General features: G+C 33.1%; 18 protein-coding genes. 4 read left to right on the top strand and 14 right to left on the bottom strand.

The genetic code is table 11. From position 1 onward, the window contains the following. Positions 1-18: 18 nt before the first annotated feature. Positions 19-1,728 (bottom strand): response regulator, encoded by a 1,710-nt coding sequence (locus KO527_RS03230; RefSeq protein ID WP_216038946.1) that lies wholly within the window; start codon positions 1,726-1,728, stop codon positions 19-21. Positions 1,729-2,064: 336 nt separating this feature from the next. Here KO527_RS03230 and KO527_RS03235 point away from each other — a divergent pair, with 336 nt between their 5' ends. From KO527_RS03235 to KO527_RS03245, 3 genes are all read left to right on the top strand, one after another. After that, positions 2,065-2,970 (top strand): MoxR family ATPase, encoded by a 906-nt coding sequence (locus KO527_RS03235; protein ID WP_216038947.1) that lies wholly within the window; start codon positions 2,065-2,067, stop codon positions 2,968-2,970. 267 nt (positions 2,971-3,237) lie between these two features. Further along, the gene (locus KO527_RS03240; RefSeq protein WP_216038948.1) at positions 3,238-3,924 is read left to right on the top strand and encodes a DUF58 domain-containing protein; all 687 of its coding nucleotides are present in this window, start codon (positions 3,238-3,240) and stop codon (positions 3,922-3,924) included. 4 nt (positions 3,925-3,928) lie between these two features. Continuing rightward, positions 3,929-5,899: a DUF3488 and transglutaminase-like domain-containing protein gene (locus tag KO527_RS03245; protein WP_216038949.1), complete on the top strand. Its 1,971-nt coding sequence runs from the start codon at positions 3,929-3,931 to the stop codon at positions 5,897-5,899. Here the strand turns inward: KO527_RS03245 and KO527_RS03250 are convergent. The 4 genes from KO527_RS03250 to KO527_RS03265 form a co-directional block, all read right to left on the bottom strand. After that, positions 5,896-6,330 (bottom strand): Mpo1-like protein, encoded by a 435-nt coding sequence (locus KO527_RS03250; protein ID WP_216038950.1) that lies wholly within the window; start codon positions 6,328-6,330, stop codon positions 5,896-5,898. The genes KO527_RS03245 and KO527_RS03250 overlap by 4 nt on opposite strands. A gap of 57 nt (positions 6,331-6,387) precedes the next feature. Further along, the gene (locus KO527_RS03255; protein WP_216038951.1) at positions 6,388-6,822 is read right to left on the bottom strand and encodes an acyl-CoA thioesterase; all 435 of its coding nucleotides are present in this window, start codon (positions 6,820-6,822) and stop codon (positions 6,388-6,390) included. A 76-nt stretch (positions 6,823-6,898) separates the two neighbouring features. Next, a complete protein-coding gene (locus KO527_RS03260; RefSeq protein WP_216038952.1) occupies positions 6,899-7,723 on the bottom strand; it encodes a M23 family metallopeptidase in 825 nt (274 codons plus the stop codon). 36 nt (positions 7,724-7,759) lie between these two features. Continuing rightward, positions 7,760-8,617, bottom strand: a complete 858-nt coding sequence (locus KO527_RS03265) for a 6-carboxytetrahydropterin synthase (RefSeq protein ID WP_216038953.1) — start codon at positions 8,615-8,617, stop codon at positions 7,760-7,762. Between the two features lie 194 nt (positions 8,618-8,811). Between KO527_RS03265 and fabA the strand changes: the two genes are divergently transcribed. Continuing rightward, a complete protein-coding gene (gene fabA / locus KO527_RS03270; protein WP_216038954.1) occupies positions 8,812-9,327 on the top strand; it encodes a bifunctional 3-hydroxydecanoyl-ACP dehydratase/trans-2-decenoyl-ACP isomerase in 516 nt (171 codons plus the stop codon). A gap of 211 nt (positions 9,328-9,538) precedes the next feature. On the opposite strand, the gene rmf is transcribed toward fabA, so the two are convergent. The 9 genes from rmf to KO527_RS03315 all read right to left on the bottom strand — a co-directional run bounded on the left by rmf (position 9,539) and on the right by KO527_RS03315 (position 19,771). Further along, complete coding sequence (gene rmf / locus KO527_RS03275) at positions 9,539-9,709, bottom strand: ribosome modulation factor (protein WP_042144332.1); 171 nt, start codon at positions 9,707-9,709, stop codon at positions 9,539-9,541. 299 nt (positions 9,710-10,008) lie between these two features. Next, positions 10,009-11,841 carry a serine/threonine protein kinase gene (locus KO527_RS03280; RefSeq protein ID WP_216038955.1) on the bottom strand — a complete coding sequence of 611 codons (1,833 nt, stop codon included), beginning with the start codon at positions 11,839-11,841 and terminating at the stop codon, positions 10,009-10,011. Positions 11,842-11,945: 104 nt separating this feature from the next. Continuing rightward, positions 11,946-13,187, bottom strand: coding sequence for a glutamate-5-semialdehyde dehydrogenase (locus KO527_RS03285; RefSeq protein WP_216038956.1), 1,242 nt, complete (start codon positions 13,185-13,187; stop codon positions 11,946-11,948). 34 nt (positions 13,188-13,221) lie between these two features. Next, entirely contained in the window at positions 13,222-14,331 is a 1,110-nt protein-coding gene (proB, locus tag KO527_RS03290; protein WP_216038957.1) for a glutamate 5-kinase, read from the bottom strand. Between the two features lie 236 nt (positions 14,332-14,567). Continuing rightward, positions 14,568-15,713 carry a 5-(carboxyamino)imidazole ribonucleotide synthase gene (locus KO527_RS03295; protein ID WP_216038958.1) on the bottom strand — a complete coding sequence of 382 codons (1,146 nt, stop codon included), beginning with the start codon at positions 15,711-15,713 and terminating at the stop codon, positions 14,568-14,570. A 1-nt stretch (position 15,714) separates the two neighbouring features. Next, a complete protein-coding gene (purE, locus tag KO527_RS03300; protein WP_042144325.1) occupies positions 15,715-16,200 on the bottom strand; it encodes a 5-(carboxyamino)imidazole ribonucleotide mutase in 486 nt (161 codons plus the stop codon). Positions 16,201-16,338: 138 nt separating this feature from the next. After that, positions 16,339-17,931 carry an ABC-F family ATPase gene (locus tag KO527_RS03305; protein ID WP_216038959.1) on the bottom strand — a complete coding sequence of 531 codons (1,593 nt, stop codon included), beginning with the start codon at positions 17,929-17,931 and terminating at the stop codon, positions 16,339-16,341. 248 nt (positions 17,932-18,179) lie between these two features. Further along, positions 18,180-18,518 (bottom strand): PEGA domain-containing protein, encoded by a 339-nt coding sequence (locus tag KO527_RS03310; RefSeq protein WP_216038960.1) that lies wholly within the window; start codon positions 18,516-18,518, stop codon positions 18,180-18,182. A gap of 77 nt (positions 18,519-18,595) precedes the next feature. Next, positions 18,596-19,771 (bottom strand): lipase family protein, encoded by a 1,176-nt coding sequence (locus KO527_RS03315; RefSeq protein WP_216038961.1) that lies wholly within the window; start codon positions 19,769-19,771, stop codon positions 18,596-18,598. Positions 19,772-19,819 lie beyond the last annotated feature (48 nt).

A 19,819-nucleotide genomic window follows, 5' to 3' on the forward strand; every position in this document is an offset into this window, starting at 1 on the left:
CATTAATAAATGATGGTCTTATAAACCGTCATTTATTTTTACTTTATCAACCGCTTCAAAAGGTTTTGGCCTTATCTCATCAATACCATCTTGCCATTTATCTTTTAAAACTTTAAACATTTTCTCTTCATTTACTTCAAGTTTCTGTTTCTCCATCATTATAATAACTGAGTCTGCAATTTCGAAATTATCAGCCATTAACTGACCATCACGTTTCATTGTCAGTAAAACTTTAAGTAAACTGATAGCTATACTATGATTATGTGGTGCAATTTTTAATGCCTGTGATAAAGAATTTAGAGCAGGGCGCATTTTATTCTTTTTATAAAATTCAACTGCCATGGTATTTAATTGTTTAGGTGTAAAATGAATTTCAGTTCTTTCTTCGCTTTCTTGCTCAACATACTTGTTCACAACTTGGCTGGCAAAACAATCTCCCATAACTTGATTTTTTATTGAATTTAACAAAATAACAGACTCTTCTCTTTGTCCAAGCTCATGAAATATCTTAACTTTATCTAAATTTTCTTCAATAGAAGGACTAGGTTTTAAACTAATGTTATTGTCTATTAATCTTTGAGCCATTGATTTTTCATCTTTTAAAGCATGAAGTCGCGCTTTAATCACAATAATCGCTTCTTTATACATAGTTATATCATCATAATCATGTTCAAGGGTATACATAAATGTATCTGTTTGGTTTAATATACTAAAAGTTTTTTCATCTGTTACTGTTGAAGCGTAATCAACTCCAGCCCTTATCACATTAAGCTGAAGTTCAGGATTGTCATGAATAGAATTTTTTGCATATTTAGCCATGTTTTTTGTTGCATTGAATTGGCCTTCATAATCATGCGTTAAGCGGGCTAAATCCCAAGATTTTTTGTTTCTTTCAATATTTCTTGGCGCCAATTCAGTCGCTTTCTTAATTTCATCATAAGCTAAATCATACTCTTCATTCTCTATATGATATTGTGCTAGTAGATCATAAGTTGCAAAACGTGTATCAGGTTGACTAATTAGTGTTTCTAACAAATCTTCAATTTCTGAAATCTTATGCTGCTTAAGAAGGGATTTAACAAAACCTAAATAAATCCATGATATTTTAATTTTATTAAGTAGGCTACGGTAAAACATTTCAGCATCTTCAAACTCCATAAGATCAATTAAACTTTCACCACGCATTCTAAGAATGTTTAAATGATATTTTTTTAAATTAGGATCCTTTAAGTGCCGGTCGGCATAATAAATTGCAGTTGAATATTCATGAGTATCAATCGCAAAATAGATGTTATATAGTTTTTTCTTAACTTGTAATATATATTTCAACCGTTCTTGAACAGCTAAGGGTTGTAATGGCTTAACCCAAAAATCATCAGGTTGAAGTTCAACGATACAATTAACTAAAGTTTCACTGGTTTCTGAACTTAAAAATATAAGCACAGTGCACTTAGATACAAATCCTTTAAACTTTAATTCTTCAAGTAAATGAAATCCATCTTTATCACTTGTCACATTAAACGCACAAATTACAATATGAAAATGAATTTCTTCACATAATCTCAGTGCATAAGCAGAATTTTGTGCACATTTTATATTGTGGATCCCCAGTTCAACAAAACTACGTTTCAACGTATTATGGATAAGAGGATTATCATCAATGATTAAAACATGTAGTTTACTAAAATCTGAAAGTTCATTAAGTTCATCCGTATAATCTAAATTCAAGAAACCAAGCCAATATATAAAATCCTTATATAAACTATAGTATTAAATAACAAAGTAGGCGTGTTTATTTGAATATATTTAGATGCTTAGCTTTATATAAACATTTTAAAAGGCTATTTAACATAACGTCATTTATAGGCTATTAAATATATATACGGACATACTAATAGTTAGTACTCCTTTGCTCAGATATGCTGATTTACTGATTACTGTTTAAATGTCCAGTACTAGACAGTATCGGACATTTTGCTGTTTTAAGATTATGATAATCATTATCTTGAGCTAATTTAATTCTTAGCTTAATATAAAAATAATTATCGTTTGATGTATAAATTTATGAATTCAATAATAAACTCAGTATTAACTGACATCTCATCAGTTATTTTTGGTAAAGAAAAACAAATTAAATTAGCCATATCTTGTTTATTAGCACAAGGTCATTTGTTGATTGAAGATTTACCTGGCATGGGAAAAACATCTTTATCACATGCTTTAGCAATCTCTTTAGGTCTTTCATATCAGAGGATCCAGTTTACAAGTGATTTATTACCATCCGATATTATTGGTACATCAATCTTTGATATAAAAACACAAGCATTTAGCTTTCATAAAGGCCCTATTTTTAATCAAGTTATTCTCGCTGATGAAATAAATCGTGCAGGCCCAAAAACTCAAAGTGCATTATTAGAAGCCATGGAAGAAAATCAAGTCAGTGTTGATGGACATAGTTACTTATTACCACAACCATTTTTTGTAATCGCAACGCAGAACCCCATTCATCAAGCTGGTACTTATCCTTTACCTGAATCACAATTGGACAGGTTTTTAATGCGTATTACACTTGGTTACCCGGGAATTGAAGCTGAGAAAAAGATAATTCTAGGTGTAGATAACAAGATAAACAATATTAAAATAAGGTTAAAAGAGAACCAATTCAAAGACTTACAAAATATAGTAAAATTAGTAAAACTCAGCGAGCCAGTTCTTGATTATATTTTAGCATTGGTTAATCACAGCCGATTAGTTGGACGATATCCAATGCCTTTATCACCTAGAGCCAGTATAGCTCTGAGCCGTGCAGCTCAAGCATGGGCATTTATAAATGGTCGCGATTTTGTCACGCCTGATGATGTTCAAGTTATATTTCCAAGTGTTGTTGAACATCGACTAAATGTAAATTCGGGTATAAACCAAGGAGAGCTTGCATCAGAGTTGCTAAAAGAAGTTAAAGTGCCAGTTTAGATGAAATCAATATTTAACGAATTTAAAAACAAACTAAATCAATTTATCAATAATACATTGTTAAAGCGTAAACATAATAAAAGCAATTTAGTTTTAAAACATCATAATATTTATGTTGTTCCCTCTAAATTTGGATTATCATTTTTATGTTTTAATATATTGATTTTTGTTTTAGGAAGTAACTATCAAAACAATCTTATTTTATTAAGTGCATATTTATTAATATCATTTTTTATTATTAGTATTTTGCAGAGCTATTTTAATTTGATGAATACGCAAATAACGTTCTCTTCTGCAGAAGATGGCATTGAGAAAACAGGTTATAATTTGTCATTTTTGATTTCAAATTCAAGTATGGCATATAGTTTAATAATTCAGTCTCAAAATAATGAAACACTCATTGAAACTATCAGTAAAGATCAAAAAAATATAAAGATACAAGTAACTGGCTTAAAACGTGGTAAACATAAAGTGACCCGATTAAAAATATTATCCCGTTATCCATTTGGTTTGATGTCTGTATTTAGCTATAGTATTTTTCCAAAAACGGTATATATCTACCCTACTCCATTACCAATAATATCGCATGCTATGACCTTATCAGACCAAGGCGATCAAAAAGATGATCTTTTTGTAAAAGGATCTAATGAATTTTATGCTATTAGAGAGCATCAAGTTGGCGAATCTTTTTCACGAGTTTCATGGAAGCACTATGCAAAAACGCAACAATTTTTAGTTAAAGAATTTACAGAATCTTACTCGGGTGATTTTATTTTTAATTTATCAGATATGCCTGGAGATTTTGAAACTAAATTGAAACATTTAAGCTATTTATTGAATCAAGCCCATCATGATGAATTAACCTTTGGACTCAACTTGCCAAAATGTAAAATACCCGCTGCAAAAGGTTTCCATCATTTAGAATTATGTTTAAGAGCGTTAAGTGAGGCATAATAAATTGAACATCTCCTTTTCATCAATTAATTACAAAAAAATAGAATTATTACAGTCTATTACACTTATCATAATTGTTTTTTTACTATCTGAATTTATATCTCTGACATTTATTTCTGTTGTTTTGTTATTAGCGCTTTGGTCGTTAGCGATCGCACTTAATCAAGTTAAAAAACCAGGCGTTATCGCCGGAAATATTTTAGCAATGTTGACTTCTGCAGGTTTATTTATAGATATAGGTTTTAGCGATACGGTTAATTTATTTGTGGCTATGTTGTTATTGTCTACTGTATTGAAACAATTAATTTCAACAACTTTATTCCATTTTAAAACAGTTTGTTTAATCCAGTTATTTTTAATTGCGAGTGTCTATTTATATCAACAATCTTTATATACAAGCTTATTAACTTTTATCTTTTTCATAGCAAATATAGCAACGTTAAATTTAATCATTAGACCTAATCAAAAATTAAAAAACGCCTTAAGTCTAGCAAGTAAATCTTTATTAATGAGTTTACCAATTGCATTTTTATTGTTTATATTATTACCAAGATTACCTTCGTTTTGGAGTTTACCAGGGCCAGGGATTGCAAAAACCGGATTAAATGAAAATATTGACCCCTTTAGTATTTCAAAACTTTCCAATTCTAGTGAACTGGTTTTTAGAGCTAATTTTAAAGATAAAAAACCTTCTGCACCTTACTATTGGCGCTCCATGGTACATGAAGAGTTTTCGGAGCAAACATGGAAGATTACACATAGAGCAAAAACGAAAAATAGAAATAACATTACTAATTCGGATTCAGAATATAAATATGAGATTATTGCTGAAAAATCAGGTTTGCATTGGCTATATGCATTAGATTATTCCCGAAGTAATACACAATTTGTTGAAAATAAATATGCAGGTTTATTAGCACGGAATAAAAACTTATCGCAAACTTTTAAATATAATGTTTCAAGTTTCAATTTAAACAACATTCAAAAACTTAGCTCTTATGATCGTAATATTAATTTGAGTTTAATATCTGGTTCTAATCCAAGAAGCATTTTAATCGCTAAAGAGATTCAGCAGATATCTGACACGGATGAAATGTTTTTTAATAACCTGTATCAATATTTTATCAATCAAAAATTTGTATATACCTTAGAGCCCCCTGCACTTTATGGCACTAATAAATTAGACCAATTTCTTCTTGAGTCAAAAAAAGGGTTTTGCGGTCATTATGCCAGTGTATCTGCTTTTATGTTTAGAAGTGTCGGTATACCAGCTCGTGTAGTATCGGGCTATCTTGGTGGAGAACTATCAACGGATAAAAATTATTTAAGTGTTTTTCAATATGATGCCCATGCTTGGACCGAAGTATGGTTAGAAAATAAGGGCTGGACGCGATTTGATGCAACATCTGTTGTATCCCCTGATAGACTCTATGGATCTTTATCTCAAAGTGAAGCAAATAAAGAAGAGTTTTTACGTAACTTAGATTTTGGTTTGTTAAGTCTACAAAACTTCCCTATGTTAAATTGGGTTAGGCTTAATTTAGATTCAATAGATTTTATGTGGACAAACTGGATATTAGGTTTTAATTCACAAGAACAAAAAGGATTATTAGAAAGTATTTTTGAATCTAATCTATCATTAAAAATTGCGGCAAGTATTTTATCTGGATTGGCTTCAATTTTGATTTCTATTTATGCTTTTATGATTTGGACAAAAAGAGAAAAATTTAATAAACCCTTAGAACGTGAATTTAATGATTTAAAACTATGGGGTGAGAAAAACCAGATCCCTTTAGGATCTGGTGTAACTCCGCAAGCTTATTTATTATTATTGGTTAACAAGTTTGAGATTAAATCAAAATATATTAATCAATTTATAAATTTATATATTGATACTCGGTATAAACAAATACCTTTAACTATTGATAATCAAAAATATGCTAAACATTTGGTAAAAATAATAACTAAGAATTAATTTTGATTGCTTAATTTAAAGAGGTCTTTAAACACCCAAGCAGGCCCAATTAGCAAAAAGCTTAAATCATCTATAAACGAAGGTTTTTTACCTTCAATTTTATGGCCCACAAATTGAAATATCCAAGCTATGATGAATAAACCAGCAGATATTTCAAATACATAGGGAGTCATAAACTGTATGATAACCAAAGAGATCCCTGTATAAAAACACATATATAAGCCTAATAATTTATTTAGTGTAAAGTAAAATGTCATTGCACCCACTATACAAACGCTTAATATAATAGTGCCGATAAGTGATGGTATTGAGTAAATGAATCCTATAACGCTTAAATAGATAATGGGAACTGCGATTTTGTGAATTATGATATTGGTATTGTTTTGATGGCTTTGACCATATAAATCAAACCATTGATTGAGGTTTTTCATATTTTTGCCTTATTATTGTTCTAGTGTATTTACACTAGAACAATTTAAGCATGATATCTAGTCATTAAATCCATTTAACATATAATCGCATACAACGGGTGTTGGTTTATGCTCATCATTAACTGCTACAAATGTAAAAGAGCCGGTTATTGCTAAATGTTTATCATCTTTATGCATCGTTTCTAAGAATATTTGTATATCAACTTTCAAACTTGTATTACCAACGTGTGCAACAGTTGCAACTAATTCAGCAAATGTCCCTGCAGGAATTGCTTCTTTAAAGTCAACACGATCTGAAGATATGGTTACTAATGGTTTACGGCAAAATCGTGTTGCACAAATAAAAGCAACTTCATCCATCCAAGCTAAGGCATCGCCACCAAATAATGTATTGTGATGATTTGTTCTACTTGGAAAAACTGTTTTAGTAATTTTAGTAATGGAATCTTGTATACGCTGATCAATAATTTGCTGTTTGTTCATTAAGTTCAAATAATACTTTTAATTTATATAATGTAATTTTAGCAGAATGCACATTTTGAGTTGTTTCAAAAACAAATTATTAATATTATTTATTTGTAAATTTACTGGCAGACACGTGACTCATAACAAGCTCAGGATCTAAACGGACTTGCTTCCAGTTTAAACGCCAATCTAAATGTGGTCCAGTAACACGCCCTGTTGCACCTATTTTTGCGATTTTATCTCCGGTGTTAATTTCTTGACCTAATTTTGCAGTCACTTCACTTAGATGAATATAAGTTGAAGTGATACCAAAACCATGATCTATGATCAAAGTACCACCAGAATAATATAAATCAGAATTCGCAAAAACGACTTTTCCAGGTAAAGGAGAATAAACTTGCGTGCCAGTTTTGTTGGCAATATCTAAACCAAAATGAGGTCTTTTAGGTGTGCCATTAAAGTATCTTTGACTACCATAAACGCCAGAGATCCTACCTGAAGCCGGTCTGTAAACAGGTTTAAGAAAATCTAATCTATTAGATAAAACATTTCTGGCTTTTCTTACTGCTTGTGCTTCTTTTTTTGTTCTTGCTAATACTGATTTAGGTGGAGAGACATATTTTTTTGCCACCCCCTCTATTTTATCAATTTTATAATCGCGTTTTGTGATAATAAATGATTGGTTATGCTCTGAGCCATCTGAATCTTTCCAGGTAAGCCTATGGTTTAATTTTGCATCACGACCAAAACCAAATACAAATAAACCTTTTTTTGACAGTTTAAGCTCAGTGTCATTAAGCTTTACCGACTGTGCATCAGGAAGTGAACCTGTCACCATACCACCTTGAATTAAATTACCTTTGAGTTCAAGTGCACTAACAGGAAAGTTTATTAAAATCGCAATTGATAGTAATGTTTTTTTGAGCATGTTATCTATTACCTTTGGCATATCTAATATTAAAAATTATGCGTATGCAATTGCGCCTTTGCCTACACCTTCATATGCCACAACTTTAAAGTCAGAGGCTTGATTACTTATTTTAAGTTCGTTAGCGATGTATTGAGCGATGCACTCAACAGTTGTATCTACAGGTAAAATCTCACAATCAGACTGACTGATACTTAATTCAAAATAACCTTGTGGTGCAACGTAAGCAAAATTAAGAGCGTCCTCAACAGGTTTTATAAACTTAAGTGATTCCGCAGCAATTAAATCTTCTTTACTTCCTAAATAAATATCTTCCCATCTAAGGGCCCATTCTTTTTGAAGACGAACACTTTTTATATCATTTTCAAAAATGCCAATTGTTGATCTATGACCATGAACGATACGCTGGCAGTTACCATCATGCTTTTTAAGGCCATGGCTATAATGATAATAAAAACCATTTATGTGTTCAGCTCTAAGATCAAGTTCAATTTTTTTAATATTACTTGGCATTTTAGGCATTATTTGATCTATCAAAAACTTTGATACTACTTTCTCATCTATATGTTCGCTGTCTAGTGAACAGAAAGCTTGTGAAGGTGCACTGATGTTAATAGTTTTATGGTCAGAGTATTTAAAACTTACATTTGTTTGTGTATTTGACTCTAAAGTTTTCACTATTGTTTTATTGGTTAATGCAAGTTTATGATCTAATGTATCATCAATGATTGTTTTGATTTGTTTTTTAACTAATCCAAAATCTAATACCATGGACTCGTCATTTAAATCACCATGAAGTGTCATATCGACGATCCAACTTTCACCTACTGCACCTCTTTGATCACAAAGATAAGAAAAATCAATAACAGTAAGGTCGTTTACAAAAAGGATCATGGATTGCCTATTAGCTTAATTATTTAAATGAAAATTATTCAGGCATCATTATAATTGTTACAAGGGTGATAAATACAGCAAAAACTCCCCTTTTTATGCTTTTTTTATCAAAAAACAACTGTTCGGAGTTGTTAAGCTTACAACTGTTCGCTAAAGTAGCGGCAATTTTATTGAACAAGTGAAAGAAGTAGACAATGGAACAACAAAATAGTTATACAAAAGAAGAACTGATCCAATGTGGTAATGGTGAATTATTTGGTGAAGGTAACTGCCGTTTACCAAGTGATAATATGCTAATGATGGACCGTATCATCGAAATCAATGATGATGGTGGCGAACACGGTAAAGGTGTAATCATTGCTGAGCTTGATATCGACCCTTCTCTATGGTTCTTTGATTGTCACTTTAAAGGCGACCCTGTAATGCCTGGTTGTTTAGGCCTTGATGCAATGTGGCAATTAGTTGGTTTCTTCTTAGGATGGTCTGGTGGTCCAGGTTCTGGTCGTGCTTTAGGTGTTGGCGAAGTTAAATTCACAGGCCAGATCTTACCGACTAACAAAAAAGTGACTTACCGTTTAGATATGAAGCGTGTAATCAAACGTAAATTATTTATGGGCCTAGCTGACGGTACTGTTTCAGTTGACGGACGTGTAATTTATGAAGCGAAAGATTTAAAAGTAGGTTTATTCCAAGATACAACTAGTTTCTAAGCTTGAGTTAAAATATATAAACACAAAAAAGCCGTTCACATTAAGTGAGCGGCTTTTTTATGTCTAATGTCTTGTTCTGAAATCTGTTTACACATTTAGGGTAATGATTGACTTCTTGTTTTATTGACTTCGTTAAATATTTTATTCAAATCAAAAATGTCCCTTTCGGGACATTTTCTCCAATTCTTTTTTGTTTAAAACTTTAATAAATTTATACTTTAAACATATTGCGACTTTCTATGGCTTCTCGCCAACCCCCGAGCCACTGAGATCTTGGGTCTAAACTTTGATACGGACACATTTCTTTCGATCGTCCAGCTAAACCCGCTTTAAAGCCTTGAGTATGTGCTCTCTCAAGACGATCTCGTTTCTGTCTCTTCATAGGTAACGTCCTCACCTTATTATTGATATGTGTGATGTTTAACACACCACTGTTTAACAAATAGTTAATAAATACGTTAATTTCAACAAATAAACTTTATAAAAAGAACAATAATAAATAACACTTTGATTATTAAAGTATTTTATTTTTAAATAATTATTTAATAATTAAGATTATCATTGTGTCTGACTACTAGAAAAACATATATATAAGGTAAGATCAATGATCTTTTTTACAAATTTAATAAGTTTTTTTGACAATTTTTGTAAGTGCTTGCTTCTACAAATATTTCAAAAAGTTCAATTTATTTTCTTTGGATTTCTTGGAAAGAAACTCTCAGGTTGTTGGTCACATAAATCAAATTCACGTGTATTTTTATATGGTAATTTCATAAATCCAGCTACGCCGACTGATTTTATTTTTACAATATTTTGCATGATCTTTTGTAATAGGTTTGAAAATTGTGTTTCTTTGTCTGGATCTAATAACCTGTAATAGTGATGTACTTTTAATCGATCAGGAAGTGATTCAAATATAATACAACCTGTATGATGTATTTGGTTTAATGCAAACACACATTTTAATACTTCTTTCGGCAGTTTTAATTGCTCATCAGGGTCATTACCATCCTCAAAATACGAATGTGGCCTATTTAATTCGTTTAAAGCCACAGAACTCATTACTTGATATTCTAATTGCGGAATTTCATCAAATATAAAATTTCCTTTGACATTTTTTTCTATTTGTATTGTTTTTCTTGCATCAAATAAACAACATTTAAATAGACCTTGTTGCTGTATCCCCTGTGCAAGTTTAACTGTGTTATTAATCGCTGAAGAAAATGAATGCTCTAGATTTTTTTGATGTAAAATTAAGCTAGATTCAATAAACAACTGTTTTTCTTTCCAATGAAAACTCAATCCCCCTACAACAGGAAACTTTGCTAATCTACTAATTGAAGCTAGGAAAGCTTTTTCGGTATCGCCCGTATCAAGTAAAAATTCTCTATAATACCTGTCTAACTGGGCATCATTAACATCTAATAAAGCCTGTTTTTTATCAGCAATCCTTAAAAAAGATTTACGCGAGCTATACACAACTGTGTCAGGTAAGTCTTTTAATTCGTTGTGCCAAAAAGGTATAAATGACTTAGTTTCTTTTTGTGCTATTTCTGGCAGGTAGGCTTTTGCCATATTTGGCATGTTTTTCATAAAGTAATCACCAGCTTTATCGCGTATTACTTTGTCTTTTGACAACATACCATCAATTACTTTGGCTAGTTCAACCGGTAAACCTAAACTGGATGCTGGGATCACTTGTGCACCAAATCGACAAGATTGCGCTGATGCTAAGGCATAAAGTGTTGAAGCAACACCTTGTTCATCAAACCTTGGCGATGATTTAGCGCCCTCCATTTGTTCATCACCAATAAAATAAACATCTCCCATTCTTGCATTTGAATGCTGTGTATCAGATGACATTAAGTCCATAATATTTGACGCAACACCATTACCATAGCTATCTTGTTGTGCAAAAACAGAGGAGCCCCAATCAACTAAAGACAATTGGTCAGATTGCTCTAACCATACTAAGTTAGACGGTTTGACATCTCCGTGAACTATTGGACTAAGCGTCATACCTTGCTTATTCTCTCTTAAATCAACTAATACATTTCTTAATTTAAGTGCAAGATCGGTTATAAATCGTGCTGATAATTTGCCTTTATTAAGTGAAACCTGTTCTAAATTAATACCAGGAGCCCTTGCCATCATAAGTATGCCTTGCTTCTTTATTCTCTCAAATGCATAAAATTTTGGAACTAAAGGGTTATCAACTTGAGATAACATATAAGCTTCATCTTCAAGTTTATCTCTAACACTTTGTGCTAGGGTAATACGTGAGAACTTAAATACCCATTGGCTTGGGGGGGTGACATGAACATCAGTGCCTGAGAATACAAAACCAAAAGCACCAAAGCCTATTTCTTCTACATCTTTATAACCGAGTAGTTCAAGCTGTTTAATACAAATTTTTAACCATTGTTTATGTTTTTTTGCGTCCGTATGAGACAACAAATATATGGATTGTTCTTCATTAATATAAAAGTTGTGAATTTTTTTCTTTTCAGGCATCACTAATCAGTTTAATTTTAGGTAATAAAAAAGGCAGTTTTCACTACCTTTATATCAATATTCTTTTCGAAATGATATCACTAATCATTTCTCAATTGTAATGACTAACTGCGTATAAGATTATCACCTTGACCAATCCATTTGTATGTCGTGAGTGCACCTAAGCCCATTGGACCCCTCGCATGTAATTTTTGTGTAGAAACCGCAACTTCAGCTCCTAGGCCAAATTGAGAGCCATCACTAAAACGTGTACTGGCATTAACATAAACAGCTGCAGAATTAACAGCCATTACAAATAAATCTGCATTTTTTATATTTTTCGTTAATATACCGTCAGAGTGCGCTGTTGAATGTGCTCTAATATGTAAAATAGCGTCTTGTACGCTATCAACCACTTTTATACCTAGAGTAAGACTCAACCATTCAGTATCGTAACCATCAATCTCAATCGGAGCAATACGCTTATCAATAGTAATGCTTTCTGGGCACCCTTTTAAGAACACATCCTTTTTTCCAAGGCTAGCAACTAATTTAGGGATAAAAGTGTGTGCAACTTCTTTATGTACTAATAGTGTATCCAAAGCATTACATACACTTGGTCGTTGTATTTTTGCATTTTCAATAACAGCTAACGCTTTAGATTGATCGACATCAGAATCAACAAATAGATGGCATATACCAATACCGCCAGTGATCACTGGAATTGTGCTGTTTTCAGTACATACTTGTTGTAATTTTTGACCACCACGTGGAATGATCATATCGATGTACTTGTCCATTTTAAGTAGTTCAAGTATCAGCGCGCGATCGGGATCTTCAATTAATTGTACACAATTTTCATTAAAACCAACTGATACAAGTGCTTGTTTTATAATTTTTATTAAAGTGATATTTGAATTAAGCGTCTCTTTACCACCACGTAAAATACATGCATTCCCTGTCTTTAAAGTAAGGCTTGCAATATCTATTGTCACATTGGGTCGCGCTTCATAAATAACACCAATTACACCTAAAGGTACCGTACGTTTTTTAAGAAATAATCCATTTTCAAGTTGTTTACCATCAAATTCAGCACCGACAGGGTCATCAAGGTTTATAACAGTGTCTATATCAGCACAAATTGCATCTAAGCGCTCAGATGTGAGTAATAACCTATCTAATAAAGATTCATTTAAACCATTAGTTCTTCCTGCATTCATATCTAATTCATTTGAAGATAATATTGTTTCTTTATTATCTAAAATATGATTTTTGATTGCTGTCAAAGCAGCATTTTTTTGAATAGTTGAAGCCTGTAATAAATCAAAACTTGCCAGTTTTGCAGCTTCAGCGATATTTGTTAACATTATTCATTCCCGTTGAGTGATTCTATTTAAAACTTTAATTTTCAATGACTACAAGGTCATCTCTATGAATGATGGTTGTTCCGTTTATAAAACCCAGCTCTTTTTTTATATCTTCTGAATGCAAGCCTTTGATTTTTTGAAGTTCAACTGAATTATAGCTTGTGATACCTTTAGCAATAGTTTTATCATTCAAATTTTTAATTTCAATTAAAGATGAAGAATTAAATTCGCCTTTAATACTCAATACTCCTTTAGCTAATAGGCTTGATCCTTTATTTAAAAGCGCATTTTGAGCACCATCATCAACAATTACACTACCTAAAGCAGTTGGACCGGCCAAAATCCATTGTTTACGTCCTTCAACAATGTCATCCATCACTTTAAAACGTGTGCCAACAGTTTTTTCATTCACTAAATCTGTAATAATATTAGGCTCTCTACCTTTGGCTATAATTACTTCAACACCTGAGCGTGTAGCGATTTCTGCAGCTTGTAATTTAGTCGCCATACCTCCAGTACCAACATCACTGCCACTGCCACCTGCAATAGATTTTAACTTGTTATCGATTTTACTAACTGTAGAAATTAATTCAGCATCTTTATTTTTTCTTGGATCACATGAGAATAAGCCTGATTGATCTGTGAGTAAATACAGTTCGTCAGCTTTAGCTAAAATAGCTGTCAAAGCTGATAAGTTATCGTTATCACCCACTTTGATTTCTTCAATACATACAGCGTCATTTTCATTCACTATCGGTAAAATGTTATGATTTATAAGAGAGTTTAAGGTATGTTTAGCGCGCAAATATCTTTCCCTATCTTCTAAATCTGCGCGAGTTAGTAGCATTTGCCCTACGGGGATATTATAAAGATTAAATAAGGTTTGCCATGTTTGTATGAGGTTACTTTGCCCTACAGCTGCTAGCACGTCTTTATCATATTCTAAATCTGATTTGTGGTTTACTAGCTGTGATCTACCAGCAGCTATTGCGCCACTGGAGACTAATATTATTTTATGTCCTTGTTCCATCATTAAAGCACACTGTCTTACCAGTTCTACCATATGACGCGTATCTAGATGATAGCCATTGCCCGTTAAAACACTTGTACCTAGTTTTACGACTATCGTTTTGTTATTTTTCATCTTAAAATATTTGTTAATGACTTGGTCAAATACTATAACACTGTGTTGATAGGAAATAATATGAACATTTTTCAATTTGCTCACAAAAATATACTTTCATCGTTAAATTATGCAGGTTAAGGTGATTAATTAGGTGTTTTATCTGCATGTTTATTAAAAATGCGGATTATTTAATCTTTTAGAAACAAAAAACCGGAGAAATCTCCGGTCTTTAAATGGAATTTACTTTTGTAGTGTTAACTTCTTAATAAAGTTGCTGCTTTTAAAATTCCAGGATAGTCTTCTTCAGGTAATACTTTAGCTAATGATTCAAGTTTTTGAGCTAGTGCTTCATTGGTCGGAGCTGAAATATTAATATGACCCATCTTACGACCTGGTTTTTGACTTTTACCATACCAATGACTTAATACATCAGGTGTAGTTAATACTTGTGTTGGTATAGATGATTGGCCTAAGACATTTATCATCGCTGAAGGGCGCAATAACTCTGCACTACCTAATGGCAATCCACAAACTGCACGCATATGATTTTCAAACTGACTTGAAGCACACCCTTGTTGTGTCCAATGTCCTGAATTATGTACACGAGGTGCAATTTCGTTAACCATTAGTGTGCCATCAACATCGAAAAACTCTATCGCTAAAACACCAACATAATCCATTTTTGTTGCAAGTTTTTTAAAAGCTGATTCACCTTGCAACTGAATTTTTTCGCAAATCTCACTGGCAATTGATAATGTTAATACCCCATTGGTATGTTCATTTTCAGTTACCGGATAAATAGCCATATTACCTTGTTTGTCACGAGCACCAATAACCGATACTTCACGACAAAATGGGATCATCTTTTCAGCAATAATTGTATGAGGTAAGCTGTCAGTGCCTGTAGCAATAAAGTCAGCCATTTCTGACCAAATTTGTTCGATTTGATCATCTGATTTTAATCGCCACTGACCTTTACCATCATAACCAGCCTGGCAAGTTTTAATAACTAGAGGTTTGCCTAGTAAAGCAACAGCTTCAATCAAATGTGACTTTTCTGTAATAAGTTTATAAGGTGCACAAGGTACATTAGATTCATCTAATAAAGCTTTTTCAATCGCACGATCGCCACCTGTTTTAATCGCTTGTTTACCTGGGTAAAACTTACCGCTTTGGCAACATAGTTCTAAAACGTCATGAGGAATGTGTTCGAATTCAGCTGTGATCACGTCAACTTCAGCAATGCTTGCCTGTAAATCTTGAGCATATATCTCACCCGTTAAAGGATGAATTATATTTTTTGTACCTACATCATATGCAGTTACATTTAGATCGAGTGGTGCACCTGCCAAGCTCATCATTCTAGCTAATTGGCCTGATCCTAAAACCAGTATCTTCATGCTATTCGCCTTGAGGATTTGGATTATCTAAAATAGTATCAGTTTGTTTTTTGCGGAAAGCTTCAATTTTCTCAAAGATTTCAGGATTTTGACAACCTAAAATTTGAGCAGCAAGCAAACCTGCATTTGCAGCACCAGGATCACCTATCGCTAAAGTACCCACAGCAACACCTTTAGGCATTTGACAGATTGATAGTAGTGAATCGACACCATTTAACGCTTTTGATTTAACTGGAACACCCAGTACTGGAAGACTTGTAAAAGCAGCAGCCATACCTGGTAAATGTGCAGCACCACCCGCACCCGCGATAATTACTTTAATACCACGTTCTGCAGCAGAACTTGCATAATCACATAATAATTGAGGTGTACGGTGAGCAGACACAACTTTAGTTTCGTAAGCAATGCCAAAACTTTCTAACATATCTGCTGCATGTTGCATTGTTGGCCAATCTGATTTTGACCCCATTATAATACCTACTGTCATTCTATGCTCCTCAAAAATACTCAACCATCAAATACCCAAAAGTGAGTATTTGATATAACTTTTATTTAAATTATGGTTCTATTTTAGTACTACATTGTGATGTTCAGCGTGCAAATATTATTTACACTATTTGACTTATTAACCTTCAAGGCCTTGTGAAGCTAAGTACTCTTCATAGTTGCCTCTAAAGTCAATAATCTTTCCGTCTTTGATTTCCCAAATACGCGTTGCAAGTGATGATACAAATATTCTGTCATGACTTACAAAAAATAATGTGCCTTCATATTTTTCAAGTGCAGTGTTTAAAGACTCAATAGATTCCATATCCATGTGGTTTGTTGGCTCATCCATTAGTAATATATTGTGTTTATGCATCATTAGCTTACCAAACAACATACGACCTTGTTCACCACCAGATATGACATTTACTGACTTTGAAATATCATTTTGAGAGAATAATAAACGACCTAAGTAACCACGAACAACTTGTTCATCGTCACCTTCTTGCTGCCATTGTTCCATCCACTGAAATAAGTTTTGGTCTTTTTCAAAATCTTCTGCATGATCTTGTGCGTAATAGCCAATATTAGCATTTTCAGACCATTTAAATTCACCAGAAGTCGGTGCTTTTTTACTTGCAAGTGTATTTAATAATGTTGTTTTACCAGCCCCATTCTCACCGATAATTGCAATACGTTCACCCACTTCTACTAGGCCATCAAGTCCTGAGAATAATTGTTGATCATAGCCTTGTGCTAGATTATCAAGCTCTAACGCATTTCTAAATAGAGGTTTTTCTTGCTCGAAACGTAAGAAAGGATTTTGACGACTTGACGCTTTAACTTCTGCTAATTCAATTTTATCTAGCTGTTTAGCACGAGATGTCGCTTGTTTAGCTTTTGAAGCATTTGCAGAAAACCGTGCTACGAATTGCTGTAAATCAGCAATTTGTGTTTTCTTTTTAGCGTTATCAGCTAATAATTGCTCACGAGCTTGGTTAGCTGCAAACATGTACTCATCGTAGTTACCAGGAAATAAACGTAACTCACCGTAATCTATATCAGCCATATGTGTACAAACTGAGTTTAGGAAATGGCGATCATGCGAGATGATAATCATAGTACAGTTACGTTGTTTTAAAACTTCTTCTAACCAACTGATAGAGTGAATATCTAAGTTATTTGTTGGCTCATCCAGTAACATAATATCAGGATCAGAGAACAGAACTTGTGTTAATAGCACTCGAAGTTTACGACCAGGAGCCACTTCAGACATTAAGCCGTAATGCATTGATTCAGGAATACCAACACCAGATAATAATTCAGCAGCTTTTGATTCTGCAGAATAGCCATCCATTTCAGCAAATTCGGTTTCAAGGTCAGCTACTTTCATACCGTCTTCTTCACTCATTTCTGGTAAAGAATAGATACGATCACGCTCTTGTTTTATTTCCCAAAGCTCTTTATGACCCATGATCACAGTATCAATTACACTATATTCTTCATAAGCGAATTGATCCTGATTTAGTTTTGCAACTCTTTCATTAGGATCTGTGCTTACATTGCCTGATGATGGCTCTAATTCACCACTTAAAATTTTCATGAATGTAGATTTACCACAGCCATTAGCACCAATTAAACCATAGCGGTTACCTTCGCCAAATTTAACTGATATATTTTCAAACAAAGGCTTAGCGCCAAATTGCATGGTGATGTTATTAGCTTGAATCACATGAAGTCCTATTTATTAATTAATGATTATTTAAGTATTAAAGATACTCAAAATAATTTGCGGCATATTATAGCGCAGCTACTCATTAAATCACAGACTCAGTAACGTGAGATATGAAATTTTGTTTATTTTGGCGAATATTTAACTATCTTCAATTTAGTAGATAAAAAAGCCCACAATAAATATAACTTATTGTAGGCTCATTCATTTAGCTTAATTATTTTATATATAATTAAACATGAGATTTGTTACAGGATCTGCTCAAGGTTGACGTTTAACGTTGTGTGCTTCTCAATTGATACCCATTTACGAAATGTTTTATGGTTATCTTTTGTAACTTCTACATCGTACTTGCCTTTTTTAAGCTCTATTCCTTGCTGGTATTTAGGCTTAATGTTCATAATTCTAATGCGAGCATCATTTTGTGAAACTAAAACAGTTAATTTAACATCACCATTAGGCAATTCTGTTTCAATATTCTCTACTACAGGCGTTGGCTCGTTAACTTCTACCGGTTCTTGCTGCTCTTGTTGACTTGCAGCACAACCTAGTAGTAAAAAAGTAATTGCCGCGTAAGCTATTTTCATTTGTTGTCCTTGTTTACTAATAATTTAAAATGTTTATAAATATTTAATACATAACCTAGTTATGTGATATCAATATATTAAATGGCACCATTGATTGCAGATTTAACTGAACGGTATAAAACACCTAACGTTTTATCAAAAACCCACTTAATAAATTCATAAGTTAACTCAGCTACCTTTACCGCACTTTGTCCAGCAAAAACTAACATATGCCCTAACAATCCAGCAGTTTGGTCTGCAAATTTAGCTGAGGCTTGTACTACCTTGACCAGTGTTCTAGCAACTAAATCATAAAAAGTTAATGCTGTGCCTATTGTTGCTTGCGCCATGATTGCACTGTAATAACCTGCATCTTTTAATAAAGTAATTAAAGCGGCACTAATTTTGTCAGCCCAATAACCACTATATGATGCTTGATGACGTGCTTCATATTTTAGACGAACAGCATTATTTAAAAAGCTATTAGATTTTTTCTGTAACGCATGCCAGTCTTGGCTGTTAGCAGAGTTAACATAACCGGGGTTGCCATTCGCACCCATTTTGTGTGCGCTTGGACTAAAACCTTGACCACTGTTTAATCTATACTCCATACCGTTATATGGCGCATGTGTGAATGGCCAAAGCGGTACTTTTGGAACTGGATCAGCGCCATGTGTACACCGAAAAATATTATCTACTCTTGCTGTTGTTTTAGATGAAAAGCCTTTTAAACCAACTCTAGGTGCGCCAAAAGTGTATAAATTAACAGGCAATGAATAACTACTCTTAAGCCAATCAGCTGTTAATCCGGCAAGTGCGCCGCCTAAACTGTGACCAACACAATGTATTGTGCCACCAGCCATATTTGTTAATCGACTTGAAAAATATTCTTTTAAAGCTGGTTTCATAGTATTAAAGGTTTTATTAAAGCCAGCATGCACTATGGCGCCCGTCTCTGAACCTGTTAAGCCAAAATGTGCATCAGTTAAACCATCCTGCAATGACGCTGTGCCTCTTACAGCAACCACATAGTCATTTTTGTAAGGTCCTTTACCTTCACCTATTAAAGCAAAGCCAGTGGTTTTATTAAAAAGATGCGAAAAAAAGCCACCAGATACACCTTTAATAGGACCTTGTGACAAATTAAAATCAAAGAAACGCTCAAGTTCTTTGGCATTTTTTCCTAATCGAAATCCACCCAAAGAAGATTTTTCTTGAATATCATAAGCAGTTTCAGCCGCAAGAGAAGCAATCCTAGGGGTGATAGTCGACATAAATCAAATCCTTTTAATCTGTTAATATTGTTAGAGTGTTATGTGAAA

The organism is Pseudoalteromonas sp. C2R02, from assembly GCF_018860845.1.
Taxonomy (GTDB): domain Bacteria; phylum Pseudomonadota; class Gammaproteobacteria; order Enterobacterales; family Alteromonadaceae; genus Pseudoalteromonas.

Excerpts from the sequence above, each read along its gene's own strand:
- KO527_RS03235 (WP_216038947.1), top strand. The coding sequence starts at position 2,065 with ATGAATTCAATAATAAACTCAGTATTAACTGACATCTCATCAGTTATT.
- KO527_RS03240 (WP_216038948.1), top strand. The coding sequence starts at position 3,238 with ATGAATACGCAAATAACGTTCTCTTCTGCAGAAGATGGCATTGAGAAA.
- KO527_RS03250 (WP_216038950.1), bottom strand. The coding sequence starts at position 6,330 with ATGAAAAACCTCAATCAATGGTTTGATTTATATGGTCAAAGCCATCAA.
- KO527_RS03260 (WP_216038952.1), bottom strand. The coding sequence starts at position 7,723 with ATGCTCAAAAAAACATTACTATCAATTGCGATTTTAATAAACTTTCCT.
- KO527_RS03265 (WP_216038953.1), bottom strand. The coding sequence starts at position 8,617 with ATGATCCTTTTTGTAAACGACCTTACTGTTATTGATTTTTCTTATCTT.
- fabA (WP_216038954.1), top strand. The coding sequence starts at position 8,812 with ATGGAACAACAAAATAGTTATACAAAAGAAGAACTGATCCAATGTGGT.
- rmf (WP_042144332.1), bottom strand. The coding sequence starts at position 9,709 with ATGAAGAGACAGAAACGAGATCGTCTTGAGAGAGCACATACTCAAGGC.
- KO527_RS03280 (WP_216038955.1), bottom strand. The coding sequence starts at position 11,841 with ATGCCTGAAAAGAAAAAAATTCACAACTTTTATATTAATGAAGAACAA.
- KO527_RS03285 (WP_216038956.1), bottom strand. The coding sequence starts at position 13,187 with ATGTTAACAAATATCGCTGAAGCTGCAAAACTGGCAAGTTTTGATTTA.
- proB (WP_216038957.1), bottom strand. The coding sequence starts at position 14,331 with ATGAAAAATAACAAAACGATAGTCGTAAAACTAGGTACAAGTGTTTTA.
- KO527_RS03295 (WP_216038958.1), bottom strand. The coding sequence starts at position 15,713 with ATGAAGATACTGGTTTTAGGATCAGGCCAATTAGCTAGAATGATGAGC.
- purE (WP_042144325.1), bottom strand. The coding sequence starts at position 16,200 with ATGACAGTAGGTATTATAATGGGGTCAAAATCAGATTGGCCAACAATG.
- KO527_RS03310 (WP_216038960.1), bottom strand. The coding sequence starts at position 18,518 with ATGAAAATAGCTTACGCGGCAATTACTTTTTTACTACTAGGTTGTGCT.
- KO527_RS03315 (WP_216038961.1), bottom strand. The coding sequence starts at position 19,771 with ATGTCGACTATCACCCCTAGGATTGCTTCTCTTGCGGCTGAAACTGCT.